This is a genomic window from Diaphorobacter sp. MNS-0 (assembly GCF_019602835.1).
Lineage (GTDB): Bacteria > Pseudomonadota > Gammaproteobacteria > Burkholderiales > Burkholderiaceae_C > Diaphorobacter > Diaphorobacter nitroreducens.
This window is the reverse complement of the sequence record NZ_CP080761.1, coordinates 2,798,668-2,814,575: the sequence shown is the minus strand read 5'-3', so window position 1 is coordinate 2,814,575 and position 15,908 is coordinate 2,798,668. Positions and strand designations below refer to the sequence as shown.

Below are 15,908 nucleotides of genomic sequence, written 5' to 3'. Positions count from 1 at the left end.
TTTTGCTGCTATACTCCCGCTTCTCGAACAAACACAGGCGCGTAGCTCAGCTGGTTAGAGCACCACCTTGACATGGTGGGGGTCGTTGGTTCGAGTCCAATCGCGCCTACCATTTCTCTCTGCTGAAGCCACCCAGACTTCAGCATGCAAAGAGAGAAATTCTGTACAAAACGCCGCTCGACAGAGCGGCTTTTTTGTTTCCGGATCCCCCGCATTCCGCCTGGAGCAGGCGGTCGTGCAAGCCATCAGGGTATTCCTGCGCGCTGCGCGGGTGCGGCCTGCCTAGAATCTGCTGCACTGCAATACAAGCCATGACGGGCCATGTACCCGAGGAGCCGCCTGTGCCAGACAAGAACCCAGCACCTGACCCAAAAACCGCCCAGCGCGTGATCAAGAAGTACCCCAACCGCCGGCTGTACGACACGTCCACCTCCACCTATGTCACGCTGGCCGAGGTCAAGCAGCTGGTGATGCAGGGCGAATCCGTCGTGGTGCGCGACGCCAAGACCAGCGAAGACCTCACGCGCAGCATCCTGCTGCAGATCATCCTAGAGGAGGAGGCAGGCGGCGCGCCGATGTTCAGCGAGGCGGCGCTGGCCAACATCATCCGCTTCTATGGCCACGCCATGCAGGGCTTCATGGGTGCGTACCTGGAAAAGAACGTGCAGATGTTCACCGAGATCCAGGCCAAGCTGGCCGAGCAGTCGCAAGGCCTCACGCCCGAGATGTGGACGCAATTCATGAATCTGCAGTCGCCCATGATGAAGGGGCTGATGGGCAACTACGTGGAGCAGTCGCAGAACATGTTCCTGCAGATGCAGGACCAGATGCAGAAGCAGACCGAGCAGATGCTGGGCGCGTTTGGCCTCAAAAAACGCTGAGCCTGGCAGAACTGGGAAAATGCGGGGATGAGCCAAGCACTCTCCCCCGCCAAGACCCCCAAGATCGGGTTCGTCAGCCTCGGCTGCCCCAAGAACCTCACCGACTCCGAACTCCTCCTCACGCAACTCAGCGCCGAGGGCTACGAAACCTCCAAGACCTTCGAGGGCGCAGACCTCGTCATCGTCAACACCTGCGGCTTCATCGATGAAGCCGTGAAGGAAAGCCTGGACACCATCGGCGAGGCCCTGGCCGAGAACGGCAAGGTGATCGTTACCGGTTGCCTGGGCGCGCGCGCCGGCGAGACGGGCGGCAATCTCGTGAAAGAGGTGCACCCCAGCGTGCTGGCCGTGACCGGGCCGCATGCAGCACAGGAAGTGATGGAGGTTGTTCACACGCATTGTCCCAAGCCGCACGACCCCTTCCTTGACCTGGTGCCGGGCAGCTTCGGCGAGGCGGGCATCAAGCTCACGCCGCGCCACTATGCCTACCTGAAGATCAGCGAGGGCTGCAACCACCGCTGCACCTTCTGCATCATCCCCTCGATGCGCGGCGACCTGGTGTCGCGCCCGGTGGGCGATGTGCTCAAGGAAGCCAAGGCGCTGTTCGAGGGCGGGGTGAAGGAACTGCTGGTCATCAGCCAGGACACATCGGCCTATGGCGTGGACGTGAAGTACCGCACGGGCTTCTGGGACGGCAAGCCCGTCAAGACGCGCACGCTGGAGCTGGTGCAGACGCTGGGCGAGATGGCCGCCACCTACGGCGCGTGGGTGCGCCTGCACTATGTCTACCCCTACCCGAGCGTGGACGACATCATTCCGCTGATGGCGCAGGGCTTGGTGCTGCCGTACCTGGATGTGCCCTTCCAGCACAGCCACCCCGACGTGCTCAAGCGCATGAAGCGCCCCGCCAGCGGCCAGAAGAATCTGGAGCGCATCCTGCGCTGGCGCGAGGCCTGCCCGGAGATCGTGATCCGCAGCACCTTCATCGCGGGCTTCCCCGGCGAGACGGAAGAAGAGTTCCAGCACCTGCTGGACTTCGTGCGCGAGGCGCAGATCGACCGTGCGGGCTGCTTTGCCTACAGCGACGTAGAGGGCGCCGCTGCCAACGAGCTGCCGGGCATGCTGCCCATGGAACTGCGCGAGGAGCGCCGTGCGCGCTTCATGGCGGTGGCGGAGGAAGTCTCCACCGCCAAGCTGCAGCGCCGCGTGGGCCAGACCATGCAGGTGCTGGTGGACCAGGCCGTGGGCCTGGGCAAGAAGGGCGGCGTGGGCCGCAGCTACGCCGATGCGCCCGAGATCGACGGCGTGGTGCACCTGCTGCCGCCCGAGAAATTCAGCAAGACCTACAAGGTGGGCGACTTCGTGAAGGCGCGCATCGTGGGAACGCAGGGGCATGACCTGGTGGGCGTGCCGGTGTAATCAACGGCGGCCATACAGCGCCCACAAAAAAGGGAACGTGCGAACCACGTTCCCTTTTTTTTCCGGGCGCCCCGCCAGCGGGGCGCGGAGTTCCGTCAGACGCCGACGGCCAGCAGCTCCACGTCGAACTTCAGCGTGGCGTTGGGCGGGATCACGCCGCCGGCGCCGCGTGCGCCGTAGCCCAGGGCTGCCGGGATGATCAGTGTGCGCTGGCCGCCGATCTGCATGCCTTGCACGCCCTCGTCCCAGCCCTTGATGACCATGCCCGCGCCCAGGGGAAACTCGAACGGGTCGTTGCGGTCGCGGCTGGAATCGAACTTGGCGCCTTGCTGGCCGTCGTTGTAGAGCCAGCCGGTGTAGTGCACGCGCACCGACTGGCCGCGCGTGGCCTGCGCGCCGGTGCCGACGACGGTGTCTTCATACTGCAGGCCGGAGGCGGTGGTGGTGAATGCCATGGTGAACGGTTCCTTGATTTGATTCAAAAAAGATAGCTGTTAGCGCTTATCCAATAAGCGCTAGGGGCCAAAAAGACCACAACCCGCACACGGCGGGCTGGTGGGGGCCGAAGGGCTTGCGGGGCGCTTTACTTCTTCACGCGCGCGGCGGACCAGCGGGTGGCAAAAGCCTGCACATCGGACAGGCGCTTGAGCAGATCCTGGCCCACGGGGGTGACGGTGTAGCCGTCGCTGCCGTGGTCCAGCAGCCCGCACTCGCGCAGTTCCTTGATGCGGGTGTTGAGCGTGTTGGGCGTGATGCCGCCTACGCTGTCTTGCAGCAGGCGGAACGTCTGCGGATGGCCGTCGCGCAGGGCCCACAGCACGCGCAGCGCATAACGGCATTCGAGTTTCTCGAACAGCTGGTTGACGGCGGCGTTTTCCTTGGAGCTCATGAACGCTTCTCCTTGCGCATAGGGTGGTGGGGTGCCGCGCCGCGCAGGGGCGGAGCGGCGGTGGTTGCAAAAAACGATAGCAATATAGCCTGGAAATGTACCTGCTACAAGTTTAGTAGCTCGTTGCGTCCGGCTGACATGTGCAAACCCTGAAAAATGGGGTAGCCATGCGGCTCACTCCGGCGCCCTGCGCACGAGGTGCTCCACCAGCAGCCGGGCGGCGGGTGACAGGCCATCCTCGCTGCGAAAGCAGATGGCAAAGCGCCGCCGTGCCCAGCCGTCGGCCAGCGGAATCACGCGCACGCCGGTGGCGGCGGCAAACGGCTCGGCCACTTCGCGTGGGATCACGCTGATGGCCAGGTTGGCGCGCACCACGCGCAGCGCAGCGTCGAAGTTGGACACCTGCACGCGGTGTGCCAGCATCTTGCCCTCCACGGCCGCGGCGCGCGCCAGCAGCACCTGTACGGCGCTCAGCGCCGGCATGCTGACGAACTCATGCCCCAGCACGTCGGCAAAGCGCACGCGCGCTGACTGGGCCACGGGGTGATCGGGGTGCGCGACGATGGCCAGATGGTCGTGGCGGTAGCTGCGGGTCTGCAGCCCCTGCAGGTCCGCCGCGTCCCAGCAGATGCCCACGGTGGCGCTGCCCTCGCGGATGCCGCGCACGACCTCGGGGCTCACGCGCTCCTCCATGCTCACCTGGATGTCGCGGTGCGCGGGGTCCTGCAGGAACGCTGCTACGTCGTCGGCCAGCGACTCGGCCATGACCGAGGCGGTGACCAGCATGCGCACCTGTCCGCGGATGCCGGTGTTGAACGCGGCCATGTCGCGCTCGATGCGCCCCACGCTGGCCAGCATCTCGCGCGCATGCTCCAGCAGCGCCTCACCCGCCGGGGTGGGCGCCACGCCATGCCGGCGGCGCACCAGCAGGCGCGCGCCCACGGTGTCTTCCAGTTGCGCCAGCCGTTTGCTGACGGCCGAGCCCACGATGGCCTCCTGCTGCGCGGCACGCGCAATGTTGCGGTGCTCGCACACGGCGACGAACAGCTTGAGCGAGAGCAGGTCGGGCAGACGCATGAAAATTTCCGTTTGGGAACGCTTGGGGTTCCTAAATTGAGGTTTCGTAGTGTGCTGGAATTTTTAAAATCCACAACGGCACTGACGCACATCAACCCTCCAGGCAATTCCATGGCTTCGCTACCCACCCTCTGCGACCCGTGTCCCGGCCACGCCACCGTGCGCGAGGTGGGCCTGCGCGATGGCCTGCAGAGCATCGCCACCACGCTGCCGACAGCACACAAGATCGCGTGGCTGGACGCCGCCTACGCCGCAGGCCAGCGCGAGATCGAGGTCGGCTCCTTCGTGCCCGCGCGCCTGCTGCCGCAACTGGCCGACACCGCCGAGGTGCTCGCGCATGCGCTCACGCTGCCGGGGGTGGTGGCCTCGGTGCTGGTGCCCAACCTCAAGGGGGCCGAGCGCGCCATCGACGCGGGTGCGCACTGGATGATCGTGCCGCTGTCGGCCAGCCATGCGCACAGCCTGGCCAACCTGCGCAAGACGCCCGACGAGGTGGTGGCGGAGGTGGCCCGCATCCGCGCCACCCGCGATGCAGCGGGCAGCGTGACGCGCATCGAGGGCGGCGTGGGCACGGCCTTTGGCTGCACGCTCCAGGGCGACGTGGCCGAGGACGAGGTGCTGCGCCTGCTGCAGGCGCTGCTGGATGCCGGCGCCGACCGCGTGAGCCTGGCCGACACCGTGGGCTATGCCGATCCGGCCGGCGTGCAGCGCCTCTTCGAGAAAGCGCGCGCGCTGGTGGGCGACCGCCTGGCCGCCGCGCATTTCCATGACACGCGCGGCATGGGGCTGGCCAACTGCTACGCGGCCTGGCAGGCGGGCATCACGCGCTTCGACGCCTGCCTGGCCGGCATTGGCGGCTGCCCGCATGCGCCCGGCGCCAGCGGCAACGTGACCACCGAAGACCTGGCTTTCATGCTGGAGCGCATGGGGCTGTTCACGGGGCTCGACGTGGCCGCGCTGCTCGCACTGCGCCAGCGCGTGCAGGGCTGGCTCGTGGGCGAGACACTGCATGGCACGCTGTGGCAGGCCGGTCTGCCGCGCCACACGGGCGCTTCTGTTTCCACCCTGGCGCAGCCTGCCTGAGCGGGCGCGCCTGTTTTTAGCTTCTTCTTTGGGACACCATGAATTCCAACGCTTCCTCTTCTCCCCGGCTGCCCCTGGAGGGCCTGCGCGTGGTGGAGTTCACCCACATGGTCATGGGCCCCACCTGCGGCATGGTGCTGGCCGACCTGGGCGCCGAGGTCATCAAGGTCGAGCCCGTGGATGGCGACCGCACACGCCACCTGCTGGGCGCGGGCGCGGGCTTCTTTCCCATGTTCAACCGCAACAAGAAGAGCATCGCCATCGATCTGCGCAGCCCCGCGGGACTGGAGGTGGCCATCCGCCTGGCCTCGTCGGCCGACGTGGTGGCGCAGAACTTCAAGCCCGGCGTGATGGCCAAGTACGGCCTGGACTATGCGGCCCTGTCGCGCCTGAACGAGCGCCTGGTGTATGTGAACCACACGGGTTTCCTGCCCGGCCCTTACGAGCACCGCACGGCGCTGGACGAGGTGGTGCAGATGATGGGGGGGCTGGCCTACATGACCGGCCGCCCGGGCGACCCGCTGCGCGCCGGCAGCAGCGTGAACGACATCATGGGCGGCATGTTCGGCGCCATCGGCGCCATGGCGGCGCTCATGCAGCGCCAGCAGACCGGGCGCGGCCAGGAGGTGGACTCGGCGCTGTTCGAGAACAACGTGTTCCTGGTCGGCCAGCACATGATGCAGTACGCCGTCACCGGCCAGCCCGCCGCGCCCATGCCCGACCGCATCTCGTCCTGGGCGGTGTACGACGTGTTCAGCGTCAAGGACGGCGGCCAGATCTTCCTGGCCGCGGTGAGCGACGCGCAGTGGCAGACCTTCTGCGACGCCATGGGCTATGCCGACCTCAAGGCCGACCCGCGCTATGCCACCAACAACGACCGCGTGCGCGCGCGGCCCACGCTGTTGCCCGAGCTGCGCCAGCGCCTGGCCGCCCACACGGCCGATGCACTGGCGGCGGTCTTCGAGCGCCATGGCCTGCCGTTCGCACCCATCCTGCGGCCCGAGCAATTGTTTGACGACCCGCACCTCAACGCCACGGGCGGCCTGGCCGAGATCACCCTGCCCGACGGGGAGCGCGCGGGCGGCACCGCACGCACCACGCTCATGCCGCTGCGCCTGGACGGCCAGCGCATGGGCGTGCGCCTGGACCCACCGCGGCTCGGCCAGCACACGCAGGATCTGCTGGCAGGCCTGGGCTACACGGCCGAGCAGGTGGTCGCGCTGCGCGCGTCCGCAGCCGTGGCCTGAGGGGTATCAATCGGGCCACGGCCTTGTGCATGCGTGGCCCGCCAATCCCTGAGTCCGCGCTTTCTGAGACCCCTATAAAAACCACCGGAGACACCCATGCCCCTTGATGCATTCCCCGCACCCCGCCGCCTCACGCGCCGCCAGGCGCTGGCCTGGAGTGCTGCCCTCTGTGCGCCCGCGCTGGCGCATGCGCAGGGCCCCGGTGCGGCCGACCGGCCGCTGCGCGTGATCCTGCCGCTGTCGGCCGGCTCGGGCGCGGACGGTGCCATCCGCGCCATTCAGGCCAGCCTGTCCAGGGCGCTGGGCCAGGCGGTGGTGATCGAGAACCTACCCGGCGCGGGCGGCATCACGGGCACCACGCAGCTCGTGCGCGCGCCCAAGGACGGCTCGGTGATCGGCCTGGTGTCCAACAACCACGTGGTGAACCCGCATGTGTACCCATCGGCGCCTTTCGATGCCATCGAGGACATCACGCCCATCACCGTGATCGGCGCCACGCCCTTCGTGCTCGTCGCCCATCCCTCGGTGCAGGCCCGGAACGCGCGCGAACTCATCGCGCTCGCCAAGGCCAAGCCCGGGGTGCTCAACTACGGCTCATCGGGCAACGGCACCATCCTGCACCTGGGCGCGGCCATGTTCGTGGACCAGGCGCAGCTGGACATCAAGCACATCCCCTACCGCGGCATGGGCCCGCTGATGAATGACATCCTGGGCGGGCAGGTGCAGCTGGGCGTGGTGGCCGTGGCGCCGGCGGCCGCGCACATCAAGTCCGGCAGCCTGCGCGCGCTGGGCGTGACCACGGCCGCCCGCGTCCCCTCGCTGCCCGGCGTGCCCACCCTCGCCGAACAGGGCCTGCCGCGCTATGAACTGGAGGGCTGGATCGCCGCCGTGGCGCCTGCCGGCGTGCCCCCGGCGGACGTGGCGCGGCTGTTCCACGGCTTCAAGGCCGCGCTGGCCATGCCCGAGGCGCGCGACGCGCTGGTGGCGCAGGGCTACGAGATCAAGCTCACGCCGCCCGATGTTTCGGCCGCGTTCTTTCGCAGCGAACTGGCGCGCATGGGGCAGGTGGTGAAGAGCGCCAGCGTGAAGATGGACTAACTTCGCTATCGTTCAAGGAGCTGTCAGCGCTTGCTGGATAAGCGCTACAGCCACCTGCGTACCCTGGATCGATAGGCGCCAAACTCCGGCCCGAACTTCTGCGCCAGCACCCGCTCTTCCGGAATGATCTGAAAGCGTGTGATGTAGGCCACGAACGCCGCCACGCCCAGCAGCGCCAGCGGCGCACCCAGGTACACCGTCCATGCGAGCAGCAGGAGGGCGAGGCCCACGTACATCGGGTTGCGCGTGACGCGGTACACGCCGCCCACCACCAGCGCCGAAGCACCGCCCGGCCGCAGCGGGTTGACGGTGGTGCGCGCGCGCCGAAACGCGTGCAGGCCGGCCACGTCGAACGCCAGGCCCACCAGCGCGAGCAGGACGGCCGCCGCGGTGCGCGGCGCGCTGTCCGTCACGCCGCCGCTGGCCTGCGCGGTGAACCACATCGCCACGCCGGCAAGGGCGGCGACGAGCGGCGGAGGGATCTTGTGTTCAAGCCAGTGCATGGGTGTGGGCCGCCGGACGCCCGGCGGCGGAAAAGGTGGAGGGTGCACGCGCAGCCAGTGTAGGCCGGTCCCGAGGCGGCGCCCAGCCCGCGGTGCGACGCGTCTGCGTTGTGGCGATTCAGGATGTTTTTGGCCTCCAGCGCTTACCTATCAAGCGCTGGCAGCTATGTTTTTTGATGGTCCTGGGGGCCATGCACGACACTGGCCTCGGCCATGCGTACCAGCACCAGCAGCGCGCGGTTGACCGGCGTGGCGACACCCAGCGCGGCGCCGCGCTGCACCACGTAGCCATTCAGGTGGCCGATCTCGGTGGGGCGGCCCCGTGCCAGGTCCTGCGCGGTGGAGGACCGTTGGCCCGCCATGCTCTGCGCGATGCCGCGCACGGTCGCGTGGATGTCTGCGGGAAGGTGCACCCCGTCCGCCTGCGCCACGGCCAGGCATTCGGCCACGACGTCGGCGATCACATCGGTCGCGCCGTCCTGCTGCACCACCCAGCCGTAGGGCTGCTGCACGATGGCCGACAGCGCGTTGTAGGCGCAGTTGATGACCAGCTTGGCCCACAGGGCGCTGCGCACGTTGTCCGACACCTCGGCGGGGATGCCCGCGTCGCACAGCTCCCGCGCCACGCGCGCGCTGGCGGGCGACGGGCCGATCACCAGCTCACCCCGCCCGAAGTGACGCACGTGCCCAGGCCCGGCCATGGCTGTGGCCACATACACCACGGCGGCCGCCACGGGGTGCGCCGCGCCCAGCACGGCGCGGGCGCGCTCGTCGTTGTCCACGCCGTTTTGCAGCGTGAGCACCAGCGCGCCCGGTGCCAGGTAGGGCTGCATCTGGCGCGCCGCTGCCTCGGTGTCGGTGGACTTCACGCACAGCAGCACCACGTCGGCGCCACGCACGGCGCTGGCATCGGTACTGGCCTCCAGTGGCACATGGGTGTCCTGCGTGGCGGTTTGCAGTCGCAGGCCGTGGGCCTGGATCGCCTGCACGTGGTCCGGGCGGCCGATGAGCGTGACCGCGTGGCCCGCACGCGCCAGCAGGGCGCCAAAGTAGGAGCCTACCGCGCCTGCGCCCATCACGGCGAAGCGCAGGCGGCCGGTGTGCGAAGGGGTGTTCAGAGGCATGGCGGGCAGCTTTCAGGAAGGACGGGACGGCCATTGTCCACCGATCGGGCGTTCCATGTTTTGCTATCAAAAATATAGCTGCTAGCGCCTGCTGCATAAGCGTGAAAGGCTGATTTGGCTTGAAATCCTGACGCGCAATAAAAAACGCCCCGGCCGAGCGGCGGGGGCGTTGGCAGCGCGAGGTGTGCGCGGAAGATGCGTGGCTTACAGCGAGTCGATGAAGCTGCGCAGCTTGTCCGAGCGGCTCGGGTGCTTGAGCTTGCGCAGCGCCTTGGCCTCGATCTGGCGGATGCGCTCGCGCGTCACGTCGAACTGCTTGCCCACTTCTTCCAGCGTGTGGTCGGTGGACATTTCGATGCCGAAGCGCATGCGCAGCACCTTGGCTTCGCGCGGGGTCAGGCCGTCGAGGATGTCCTTCACCACGTCGCGCAGGCCGGCCTGCATGGCGGCGTCCACGGGTGCGGTGTTGTTGCTGTCCTCGATGAAGTCGCCCAGGTGGCTGTCGTCGTCGTCGCCGATGGGGGTTTCCATCGAGATCGGCTCCTTGGCGATCTTCATGATCTTGCGGATCTTGTCCTCGGGGATCTCCATCTTCGCGGCCAGGATGGACGCATCGGGCTCGAAGCCGAACTCCTGCAGGTGCTGGCGGCTGATGCGGTTCATCTTGTTGATGGTCTCGATCATGTGCACCGGGATGCGGATGGTTCGAGCTTGATCCGCGATGGATCGTGTGATCGCCTGGCGGATCCACCACGTGGCGTAGGTCGAGAACTTGTAGCCGCGGCGGTATTCGAACTTGTCCACCGCCTTCATCAGGCCGATGTTGCCCTCCTGGATCAGATCCAGGAACTGCAGGCCGCGGTTGGTGTACTTCTTGGCGATCGAGATCACCAGGCGCAGGTTGGCCTCGATCATCTCCTTCTTGGCGTCGCGCGAGCTGGCTTCACCCGCGTTCATGCGCTTGTTGATCTCCTTGAGCTCGGACAGCGGCACCACCACGCGCGCCTGCAGGTCCATCAGCTTTTGCTGCAGTTCCTGGATCGGCGGGATGTTGCGCTGCATCACGGCGCTCCAGGGCTTGCCGGCGGCGGCCTGCTTCTCGACCCACTGCAGGTTCAGCAGGTTGGCCGGGAAGTCCTTGATGAAGGTCTCCTGGGGCATACCGCACTTGTCCACGATGATGCGGCGCAGCTCGCGCTCCATCTTGCGCACGTCGTCCACCTGGGCGCGCACCATGTCGCACAGCTTCTCGATGGTCTTGGCCGTGAAACGGATGGTCATCAGCTCTGCCGAGATCTCGTGCTGCACCTTCATGTACGCGGGACCGCCATAGCCGTCCTTGTCGTAGATCTTGTGCATCTTCTCGAACAGCGCGCGCAGCGTGTCGAAGCGGCGCAGGGCCTCGTTCTTGAGCTCTTCCAGCTTCTTGGTCAGCGCCTTGGAGCCGCCCTTGCCGTCGTCGTCGTCTTCCTCGTCGAACTCGTCGAAATCTTCCTCGGCCACGTAGTCGTCGGCCTCGTTGGGATTGGAGAAGCCGTCCACCACGGTGGAGATGACGACCTTGCCCTCGCGGATTTCCTCACCCATGTTGAGGATCTCGGCGATGGTGGCGGGCGAGGCGCTGATGGCCTCCATCATGTCCATCAGGCCGCCCTCGATGCGCTTGGCGATCTCGATCTCACCTTCGCGCGTGAGCAGCTCCACCGTACCCATCTCGCGCATGTACATGCGCACGGGGTCGGTGGTGCGGCCGAATTCCGAGTCCACGGTGGACAGGGCGGCCTCGGCTTCTTCCTCGGCCTCCTCCACGGTGGTGGCCGTGGGGGTCACGTTGTTCTGGAACAGGGTTTCCGCGTCGGGCGTTTGCTCGTACACGGCCACGCCCATGTCGCCCAGCATGGCGACCACGACTTCCATGGTTTCGGCGTCCACCAGCTTGTCGGGCAGGTGGTCGGAGATTTCCACCTGCGTGAGGTAGCCGCGCGTCTTGCCCAGCGTGATCAGCTTCTTGAGCTGCGAGCGGCGCTTGGCCATGTCCTCTTCGGACAGCACGGTCTCGTCCAGGCCGAACTCCTTCATCAAGGCGCGTTCCTTGGCCTTGCTGATCTTCATGCGCAGGGGCTTGGCCTTCTCGACCGGGGCGGCTTCGGCGGCCTCAACCACCTCGGCTTCGGGCTCGCCTTCGAGGTCGGACTCGATGTCGGACAGGTCGGCGTCGTCCTCCAGGCCTTCTTCCTTGGCCTTGGGCTTGCGGCCGCGCTTGGCAGGGGCCTTGGCGGCAGCGGTGGTGCCGGCGGCCTTGGCGGGGCGGCCGGGCTTCTTCTTGGGCGCCTCTTCGGCGACTTCGGGCTCGGCAGCAGCCGCCTTGGCGCGCGCGGGCTTCTTCTTCAACAGTTCATCAGCGGCTTTTTTCAGCTCGGCAGCAGTTTTCGGCGTGGACACAGTCTTGACTTTCGGCGCAGCCTTGGGCGCGGCGGCAGCGGCCTTGACAGGGGCGGCTTTCGCGGGCGCCTTGGCGGCGGCTTTCACAGTGGTTGCGGCTTTGGAAGCGGCCTTCGCGGGGGTGCCAGAGGCAGACTTGGGCGACTTCGCGGACTTTTGAACGGGCATGGACAACCTCAGGGTCAAAAACGGACACACAAAGAAAACACAAGCGCCAAGGAACCCGGCGCGGGCAGGCACGGCGAAGGCAGGGGCCTTCGCGGTTCGAGGGGCAAATCCTCAGGGGCAAGATGTCTGGGCGAACATTTGGTGTGCAGTCCTTGCGGTGGGGGAAGGCGGTGGTGCGCGTTTGTCACGGTTGCCTGGTCCGGAGGTGCTGCTGTCGCTCTTGCCGACAAACCGTACATTATACCGGCGCAGCAAAATTCAAGGGGCTTTGTCAAGCCCCCGAGGTCATTTTGTAAGCCCATCTTCCAGCGCGCGGCGGCGCTCCTGCAATTGCCGGTAGCGCTCGATGGCCGCCGGGTCCTGCGAGGCCGCGGCGATCAGGGCGTTCTGCTGCAGCTTGATGGCTTCGATGAGCATGCGGTTGAGCAAGCCACGCAGTTCGGCGCGCAACTCGGTCTCGTCCCCCTCGGTCTGGGCGTGGGAGCCAGTCATCACCCGCTCGGCCAGAGCCTGGCAGTCATGGCCTGCCAAGGCCTCGCGCAGCACCGCCCAGGACTGGGGTCCGTGCTCGTGCAATTGCCCTTCCAGCCAGACGAACAGCGCGCCGTGCGGCGCGGGCTGGTCGCACAGCAGCGTGTGATCTTCGTGCGACAGCTCTTCGAGGAATTCCATGTGCGACAGCAGCAGGCGCGCGGCATGGTCGGCGCGCCCCGTGAGGGGGCGGCGCGGCAGCGGCGGCTGTGGGGGGCGCTGCTCTTCGCGGCGCCAGCGCCCGCCCTTCCATTCGCCGCCCTTGCGCCAGCGGCGTGCGGGCTCGCCACCGGCGGGGCTGCCGTATTCCATGCCCGGCGGTTCCTGCCCCCAGGGCGGCTCGTCGCCGAAGGGGGCGCCGTCGTGCGCGGGCGGGTGCGCGGCGGAGCCGGAGCGCGGGCTCTCCTGCGCCCAGAGCTGGGCCAGATCCGGCGCGGGCAACTGGCCCAGTTCGCCCAGCTCGGCCAGCATCTGGCGCTTGAGGGCGCCGTCGGGCAGCTGGCTCCAGAGCGGGCGGGCGTTGGCCAGCATGTGGGCGCGGCCCTCGGCCGTGCCGAGATCGCAGCCCTCCCGCGCGGATTCGAGCAGGAAGCGCGACAGCGGCATGGCGTCGCCCACGTGGCGCGCGAACGCCTCGGGGCCGTGGGCGCGGATGAAGCTGTCGGGGTCGTGCTCGGGCGGCAGGAACAGGAACTTGATGCTGCGCGTGTCGCTGGCGTAAGGCAGGGCGCCGTCCAGCGCCTTGCGCGCCGCGCGCCGCCCGGCGGCGTCGCCGTCGAAGCTGAACACCACCGTGTCGGTGAAGCGGAACAGCTTGTGCACATGCTCGGGCGTACATGCCGTGCCCAGCGTGGCCACGGCATTGGGAAAGCCCAGTTGCGCCAGCGCCACCACGTCCATGTAGCCTTCGGTAACCAGGGCGTAGCCGTGTTCGCGGATGGCGTTGCGCGCCTCGTACAGGCCGTAGAGCTCGCGGCCCTTGTGGAACACCGGGGTTTCGGGGGAGTTGAGGTACTTGGGCTTGTCGTCGCCCAGCACGCGCCCGCCAAAGCCGATGCACTCGCCCTTGACGTTGCGAATGGGGAACATCACGCGGTCGCGGAAGCGGTCGTAGCGCTTGCCGTCTTCCTCGTTCACGATCACCAGGCCGCTTTCCTCCAGCAGCGGGCTGTCGTACTCGGGGAACACGCTGGCCAGGCCCCGCCAGCCCTCCGGCGCGTAGCCCAGGCCGTAGCGCTTGGCCACCTGGCCTGATACGCCCCGGCCCTTGAAATACTGGACGGCGCGCGGTGACTCGCGCAGGTGGCGTCGCCAGGCGTCGCCGGCCTTCTCCAGCACGTCGGTCAGCGTGGCCTGCTTCTGGCGCTGGGCGGCGGCGCGTTCGCGGTCCTGGGGCGAGGTGTTCTCGTCGTCGGGCACCTGCATACCGATCTGCTGGGCCAGGTCCTGCACGGCCTCGCGAAAGCCCATGCCCGCGTGGTCCATGAGAAACCCGATCGCATTGCCGTTCTTGCCACAGCCAAAGCAGTGGAAGAACTGCTTGGACGGGCTGACGCTGAATGAGGGCGATTTTTCCCCGTGGAAGGGGCACAGGCCCATGAAGTTGGCGCCGCTCTTCTTGAGCTGCACATAGCGGCCGACCACATCGACGACGTCAACGCGCGCAAGCAACTCCTGGATGAACGACTGGGGGATGGACACCGGGGTATTTTCCATCAGCCCGCCGCCAGCTGGCTTTGCTCTAATGAACGGGTCTTGCATTCCCGGCCTGAACAAGAAACAAAGGAGCCCCGCACGTGACCAGCATGTACGACCAGAATCTGCCGCGCACCGAAGCCAACCATGCGCCGCTGTCGCCCCTGTCCTTCATCGAACGCACGGCCGAGGTTTACCCCGACCGCCTGGCTATCGTGCATGGCGAGCTGCGCCAGACCTGGGGGCAGACCTACGCGCGCTGCCGCCGCCTGGCCAGCAGCCTGCGCCGCGCGGGCATCGGCAAGAACGACACCGTGGCCGTGATGCTGCCCAACACCCCGCCGATGGTGGAGGCGCATTTCGGCGTGCCCATGGCGGGTGCGGTGCTCAATGCGCTGAATACCCGGCTGGACCCGGAGACCATCGCCTTCATGCTGGACCACGGCGAGGCCAAGGCGGTGATCGTGGACCCCGAATTCGCCCCCGTGATGGCCAAGGCGCTGGCGCTGCGCCAGTCGCAGGCGCCGCTGCTGCTCATCGACGTGGAAGACGCCTTCTACGGCCCGGCCGCGCAGCGCCTGGGCACGCTGACGTACGAGGACTTCCTGGCCCAGGGTGACGCGCAGTTCGCCTGGGAACTGCCCGGCGACGAGTGGGACGCCATCGCACTCAACTACACCTCGGGCACCACGGGCAACCCCAAGGGCGTGGTCTACCACCACCGCGGCGCGCACACCAATGCCGTCAGCAACGTGCTGGAGTGGGACATGCCCAAGCATGCCGTCTACCTCTGGACGCTGCCCATGTTCCACTGCAACGGCTGGTGCTTTCCCTGGACGGTGGCGGCGCGCGCGGGCGTCAATGTGTGCCTGCGCCGGGTCGAGGCGCAGGCCATCTTCGACGCCATCCGCAACCACGGCGTCACACACTACTGCGGCGCGCCCATCGTGCATGGCCTGCTGGTCAACGCGCCAGCGGCGATGAAGGAGGGCGTTCCCGCGGGCGTGAAGGCCATGGTGGCCGGGGCAGCGCCGCCGGCCTCGATGATCGAGGGCATGGAGCAGATGGGGTTCGACCTGACCCATGTGTACGGCCTCACGGAGGTGTATGGCCCGGCCACCGTCTGCGCCAAGCACGCGGCCTGGGACGCGCTGGACATCGGCGAGCGTGCGCGCCTCAATGCCCGCCAGGGCGTGCGCTACCACCTGCAACGCGCGGCCATGGTGCTCAACCCAGACACCATGGAGCCCGTGCCGCACGACGGCGAGACCATGGGCGAGATCATGTTCCGCGGCAACATCGCCATGAAGGGTTACCTGAAGAACCCCAAGGCCACCGAGGAGGCCTTCCGTGGCGGCTGGTTCCACAGTGGTGACCTGGCGGTGCAGTACCCCGACGGCTACATCAAGATCAAGGACCGCAGCAAGGACATCATCATCTCGGGCGGCGAGAACATCTCCTCCATCGAGGTCGAGGACGTGCTCTACCGCCACCCCGACGTGCTGGCCGCCGCCGTGGTCGCCAAGCCCGACCCCAAGTGGGGTGAGACGCCCTGTGCCTTCGTGGAGCTGAAGGCGGGCGCGCAGGCCACGCCCGAGGACATCGTGGCGCACTGCAAGAAGCACCTGGCGGGCTTCAAGGTGCCGCGTGCCGTGGTGTTCGGCGAGTTGCCCAAGACCAGCACCGGCAAGATCCAGAAGTTCGAGCTGCGCAAGCAGGCGGGATCGGCCGCGGCCATCGACGTCTGACGT

Annotated in this window: 13 protein-coding genes and 1 tRNA gene; 7 read left to right on the top strand and 7 right to left on the bottom strand. The window is 67.4% G+C overall.

The window, feature by feature from the left end; genetic code table 11:
• Positions 1-35 precede the first annotated feature (35 nt).
• The 3 genes from K2L43_RS13420 to rimO all read left to right on the top strand — a co-directional run bounded on the left by K2L43_RS13420 (position 36) and on the right by rimO (position 2,300).
• Positions 36-112 (top strand) — tRNA-Val (locus K2L43_RS13420).
• A gap of 199 nt (positions 113-311) precedes the next feature.
• The gene (phaR, locus tag K2L43_RS13415) at positions 312-881 is read left to right on the top strand and encodes a polyhydroxyalkanoate synthesis repressor PhaR (protein WP_011806272.1); all 570 of its coding nucleotides are present in this window, start codon (positions 312-314) and stop codon (positions 879-881) included.
• A gap of 27 nt (positions 882-908) precedes the next feature.
• Positions 909-2,300: a 30S ribosomal protein S12 methylthiotransferase RimO gene (gene rimO / locus K2L43_RS13410; protein WP_220637755.1), complete on the top strand. Its 1,392-nt coding sequence runs from the start codon at positions 909-911 to the stop codon at positions 2,298-2,300.
• Positions 2,301-2,395: 95 nt separating this feature from the next.
• On the opposite strand, the gene K2L43_RS13405 is transcribed toward rimO, so the two are convergent.
• The 3 genes from K2L43_RS13405 to K2L43_RS13395 form a co-directional block, all read right to left on the bottom strand.
• Positions 2,396-2,755, bottom strand: coding sequence for an FKBP-type peptidyl-prolyl cis-trans isomerase (locus K2L43_RS13405; RefSeq protein ID WP_011806270.1), 360 nt, complete (start codon positions 2,753-2,755; stop codon positions 2,396-2,398).
• A 128-nt stretch (positions 2,756-2,883) separates the two neighbouring features.
• Positions 2,884-3,189, bottom strand: coding sequence for a helix-turn-helix domain-containing protein (locus K2L43_RS13400; RefSeq protein ID WP_011806269.1), 306 nt, complete (start codon positions 3,187-3,189; stop codon positions 2,884-2,886).
• Positions 3,190-3,363: 174 nt separating this feature from the next.
• On the bottom strand, positions 3,364-4,266 hold the full coding sequence (locus K2L43_RS13395) for a LysR family transcriptional regulator (protein WP_011806268.1): 903 nt from the start codon (positions 4,264-4,266) through the stop codon (positions 3,364-3,366).
• A 111-nt stretch (positions 4,267-4,377) separates the two neighbouring features.
• Here K2L43_RS13395 and K2L43_RS13390 point away from each other — a divergent pair, with 111 nt between their 5' ends.
• The 3 genes from K2L43_RS13390 to K2L43_RS13380 all read left to right on the top strand — a co-directional run bounded on the left by K2L43_RS13390 (position 4,378) and on the right by K2L43_RS13380 (position 7,694).
• Entirely contained in the window at positions 4,378-5,349 is a 972-nt protein-coding gene (locus K2L43_RS13390) for a hydroxymethylglutaryl-CoA lyase (protein WP_220637754.1), read from the top strand.
• Positions 5,350-5,387: 38 nt separating this feature from the next.
• A complete protein-coding gene (locus tag K2L43_RS13385; RefSeq protein ID WP_220637753.1) occupies positions 5,388-6,596 on the top strand; it encodes a CaiB/BaiF CoA-transferase family protein in 1,209 nt (402 codons plus the stop codon).
• A gap of 96 nt (positions 6,597-6,692) precedes the next feature.
• The gene (locus tag K2L43_RS13380; protein ID WP_220637752.1) at positions 6,693-7,694 is read left to right on the top strand and encodes a tripartite tricarboxylate transporter substrate binding protein; all 1,002 of its coding nucleotides are present in this window, start codon (positions 6,693-6,695) and stop codon (positions 7,692-7,694) included.
• A gap of 44 nt (positions 7,695-7,738) precedes the next feature.
• Here K2L43_RS13380 and K2L43_RS13375 read toward each other — a convergent pair whose 3' ends face one another.
• The 4 genes from K2L43_RS13375 to dnaG form a co-directional block, all read right to left on the bottom strand.
• Positions 7,739-8,197 carry an isoprenylcysteine carboxylmethyltransferase family protein gene (locus K2L43_RS13375; protein WP_011806264.1) on the bottom strand — a complete coding sequence of 153 codons (459 nt, stop codon included), beginning with the start codon at positions 8,195-8,197 and terminating at the stop codon, positions 7,739-7,741.
• 164 nt (positions 8,198-8,361) lie between these two features.
• Positions 8,362-9,321: a ketopantoate reductase family protein gene (locus K2L43_RS13370; RefSeq protein ID WP_220637751.1), complete on the bottom strand. Its 960-nt coding sequence runs from the start codon at positions 9,319-9,321 to the stop codon at positions 8,362-8,364.
• Between the two features lie 204 nt (positions 9,322-9,525).
• On the bottom strand, positions 9,526-11,931 hold the full coding sequence (gene rpoD / locus K2L43_RS13365) for an RNA polymerase sigma factor RpoD (RefSeq protein ID WP_220637750.1): 2,406 nt from the start codon (positions 11,929-11,931) through the stop codon (positions 9,526-9,528).
• Between the two features lie 285 nt (positions 11,932-12,216).
• Positions 12,217-14,163, bottom strand: a complete 1,947-nt coding sequence (gene dnaG, locus K2L43_RS13360) for a DNA primase (protein WP_220639008.1) — start codon at positions 14,161-14,163, stop codon at positions 12,217-12,219.
• 95 nt (positions 14,164-14,258) lie between these two features.
• Here dnaG and K2L43_RS13355 point away from each other — a divergent pair, with 95 nt between their 5' ends.
• Positions 14,259-15,905 (top strand): acyl-CoA synthetase, encoded by a 1,647-nt coding sequence (locus K2L43_RS13355; protein ID WP_220637749.1) that lies wholly within the window; start codon positions 14,259-14,261, stop codon positions 15,903-15,905.
• The last annotated feature ends 3 nt before the right edge of the window (positions 15,906-15,908 follow it).

Excerpts from the sequence above, each read along its gene's own strand:
- phaR (WP_011806272.1), top strand. The coding sequence starts at position 312 with ATGACGGGCCATGTACCCGAGGAGCCGCCTGTGCCAGACAAGAACCCA.
- rimO (WP_220637755.1), top strand. The coding sequence starts at position 909 with ATGAGCCAAGCACTCTCCCCCGCCAAGACCCCCAAGATCGGGTTCGTC.
- K2L43_RS13405 (WP_011806270.1), bottom strand. The coding sequence starts at position 2,755 with ATGGCATTCACCACCACCGCCTCCGGCCTGCAGTATGAAGACACCGTC.
- K2L43_RS13400 (WP_011806269.1), bottom strand. The coding sequence starts at position 3,189 with ATGAGCTCCAAGGAAAACGCCGCCGTCAACCAGCTGTTCGAGAAACTC.
- K2L43_RS13395 (WP_011806268.1), bottom strand. The coding sequence starts at position 4,266 with ATGCGTCTGCCCGACCTGCTCTCGCTCAAGCTGTTCGTCGCCGTGTGC.
- K2L43_RS13390 (WP_220637754.1), top strand. The coding sequence starts at position 4,378 with ATGGCTTCGCTACCCACCCTCTGCGACCCGTGTCCCGGCCACGCCACC.
- K2L43_RS13385 (WP_220637753.1), top strand. The coding sequence starts at position 5,388 with ATGAATTCCAACGCTTCCTCTTCTCCCCGGCTGCCCCTGGAGGGCCTG.
- K2L43_RS13380 (WP_220637752.1), top strand. The coding sequence starts at position 6,693 with ATGCCCCTTGATGCATTCCCCGCACCCCGCCGCCTCACGCGCCGCCAG.
- K2L43_RS13375 (WP_011806264.1), bottom strand. The coding sequence starts at position 8,197 with ATGCACTGGCTTGAACACAAGATCCCTCCGCCGCTCGTCGCCGCCCTT.
- K2L43_RS13370 (WP_220637751.1), bottom strand. The coding sequence starts at position 9,321 with ATGCCTCTGAACACCCCTTCGCACACCGGCCGCCTGCGCTTCGCCGTG.
- rpoD (WP_220637750.1), bottom strand. The coding sequence starts at position 11,931 with ATGCCCGTTCAAAAGTCCGCGAAGTCGCCCAAGTCTGCCTCTGGCACC.